This window comes from Phaeovulum sp., from assembly GCF_047638075.1.
Classification (GTDB): Bacteria; Pseudomonadota; Alphaproteobacteria; order Rhodobacterales; family Rhodobacteraceae; genus UBA6197.
On the sequence record NZ_JBLJBV010000103.1, the window covers coordinates 1 to 3,123 of the forward strand.

The following is a 3,123-nucleotide window of genomic DNA, read 5'->3' on the forward strand; positions in this document are numbered from 1 at the left end:
TGGAAGATCAGGGCATCACTGGACTGGGCAATGTCTATTACAACCTGATTGAGCCAGCGCTGGTAGAAGCCGCGCTGCTGCGCGATGAAGGAACGTTGGGCAAGGGCGGTGCATTCTATTGCACCACGGGCAAGCACACAGGCCGGTCGCCCAAAGACAAGTTTGTCGTGCGCACCCCCGACGTCGAAGACACGATCTGGTGGGAAAACAACTCTCCCATGGATCCTGAGCATTTCGACATTCTGCACGCCGATATGCTTGACCACATGAAGGGCCGCGATTTCTTTGTGCAGGATCTCTACGCGGGCGCGGATCCGGTTGAACGGCTGGATGTGCGCGTCATTACCGAACTGGCATGGCACGGGCTTTTCAGCCGCCACATGCTACGCCGCCCCGATGCGGCCGAGTTGTCGGGCTTCGTGCAGGAATACACCATTATCAACTGCCCCTCGTTCAAGGCCGACCCGGCCCGCCACGGATGCCGCAGTGAAACAATCGTTGCGCTCAATTTCGCGAAAAAGCTGATCCTGATCGGCAATACCGCCTATGCGGGTGAGAACAAGAAGTCAGTCTTTACGCTTCTTAATTACATCCTTCCCGGCAAGGATGTGATGGCCATGCATTGTTCAGCCAACCACGCGATTGGCAATACCGACGACACGGCCATTTTCTTCGGCCTCTCGGGGACCGGCAAGACCACGCTGTCTGCTGACCCATCGCGCACCCTGATCGGTGACGATGAACACGGCTGGTCTGACCGGGGCACTTTCAACTTTGAAGGTGGCTGCTACGCCAAGACCATCAACCTGGACCCCAAGGCCGAGCCTGAAATCTACGCCACCTGTTCAAAGTTCAGCACGGTTGTCGAAAACATGACGTTCGACCCCGACACGCTGGAACTGGACTTTGCGGACAACTCTCTTACCGACAACATGCGTTGCGCCTATCCGCTTGATTATATCTCGAACGCATCAGGAACTTCGCTGGGCGGCCATCCTAAAAACATCATCATGCTGACCTGTGATGCTTATGGCGTCCTGCCGCCAATTGCGCGGCTGACCTCGGCACAGGCGATGTACCACTTCCTGTCGGGCTTTACCTCAAAAACCCCAGGGACAGAGGTTGGCGTGACCGAGCCGATTCCTACCTTTTCCACCTGCTTTGGCGCCCCATTCATGCCCCGGCGCCCAGAGGTATATGGGAAGCTGCTTCAGGAAAAGATCGCGCAGTTCGGGTCGATCTGCTGGCTGGTCAACACCGGCTGGACCGGCGGTGCCTATGGCGTCGGCAAGCGGATGCCGATCAAGGCCACCCGCGCGCTGCTGACCGCCGCCCTTGACGGGTCGCTGGGCAACGTCCAGTTCCGCAAGGATCCGAATTTTGGCTTTGACGTGCCGGTCGCGGTGCCTGACGTGGACACCACCCTTTTAAGCCCGCGCGATACCTGGGGTGACAAGGCCGCCTATGACGCGCAGGCCACAAAACTGGTCGAGATGTTCTCAGCCAATTTTGCACAGTACGTCCCCTATATCGACGATGACGTAAAAGCCGCCGCTATCGGCTAAGCGTGACCTGATCAGGATTTGATATGGGCCGGGGCTTTTACGCCCCGGCCCGTTGCCTTTTGGGCGCTACCGCCGTTTGCACTGGCATCCTTTCCCGGCCATAGTCACCATATTCCGCTTTTGGATAACGCCATGGTTTTGGGCCTGATCCTTCTTTCCGTCGTTACATCTGCCGCGCTTTGGACTTTGCGTCGGCGGTTTCGCCATCTTGTCGCACAGCCACGCACAAACAGCACGACGCTGACCCCGCCACCGGGCGCGCCGTTGCCCCACGCTCTTGCCCCTGCGCTAACGCAACACCCCGACCTTACCGGCATCCATACCCTTTATGATCCGCTGGATGCGCTGGCGTCGCGGTTGGAACTGACGGGTGCGGCGACCTCCAGCATCGACGTGCAATACTACATGTGGCGTCGCGATACCGCCGGTCTGATGCTTTTGGGCGCATTGTTCGATGCCGCCGACCGTGGCGTGCGCGTGCGCCTGCTGCTGGATGACAACACCACCGCCGGAATGGATGACACGCTGGCCCATTTTGTCACCCATCCCAATATCGAGCTGCGCCTGTTCAACCCGTTCCCGATGCGCCGGATGCGGACCTTGGGCTACCTTCTGGATTTTGCCCGCCTCAATCGGCGGATGCACAACAAGGCGATGGTGTTTGATGCAACACTCGCCATCTTGGGTGGGCGCAACATTGCAGACGATTATTTCAACGATTTTGCCAGCGGCATGTTCATGGATCTGGACATTGTCGCCGCTGGGCCTGTCGTAGCGGACGTTTCGGCGCAGTTCGATGCCTACTGGGCCTCGCCCCTGGCGGTGCCGGCGCGCCATGTTCTGCATCCGTTGCGCCCAGCGCGCGCAAGGGCCCTGGTGCGCGCCCGCCGCGAATTGCTGGCAAAACCCCAGGCTGCGACCTACAGCGCAGCACTGGCCGAAACCCCATTTCTGCCTCGCCTGGATCAACCCGATGCGGGGTTTCGCTGGGTAGAGGCCGAATTGCTGGTCGACGCCCCCAACAAGGCCGAAGGCCGCGCGCGTGACCGGGATTTGCTATGGCCTTATCTGCTGCGCGCATTGGGAACGCCTGCGCGCGAACTGGATGTGATTTCGCCTTATCTGGTGCCAACGGCCACTGGCGTGCGGGCGCTGGCAAAGATTGCAACGGGTGGGGTGCGGGTGCGTATCCTGACCAATGCGCTGGCGGTCAGTGATGTGGGCATTGTTCATGCAGGTTATGCCCACCGCCGCAAACCGCTGCTGCGTGCCGGTATCCAGCTATATGAATACGCGGGGGAAAACGCGCCGCGCCGCGACCCTGAGCACAAACTGGATCTGCTGGGCCGCCGCCGCAAAGGCACCTCGCCCTATTCCCGCAACAAACTGCATGCAAAGGTGTTTTCGGCAGACCGCGCCCGTGTCTTTATCGGCTCGCTCAACTTTGATCCGCGCTCGTTGTGGCTGAATACCGAAATGGGGGTGGTGATCCACTCGCCCGAAATGGCCGCCGATCTGGCCGAGATCTTCAACGCCGCCATCGAAGACCGCGCCTATG

At 59.8% G+C, this 3,123-nt stretch carries 2 protein-coding genes; both read left to right on the forward strand.

Annotated elements, in window-relative coordinates; all coding sequences use genetic code 11:
* Positions 1-1,565: phosphoenolpyruvate carboxykinase (locus ACM62R_RS15290; protein ID WP_415184909.1), on the forward strand; the 1,565-nt coding region annotated here is incomplete at its 5' end.
* 132 nt (positions 1,566-1,697) lie between these two features.
* The coding region (locus tag ACM62R_RS15295) for a phospholipase D-like domain-containing protein (RefSeq protein WP_415184910.1) at positions 1,698-3,123 on the forward strand (1,426 nt) is incomplete at its 3' end.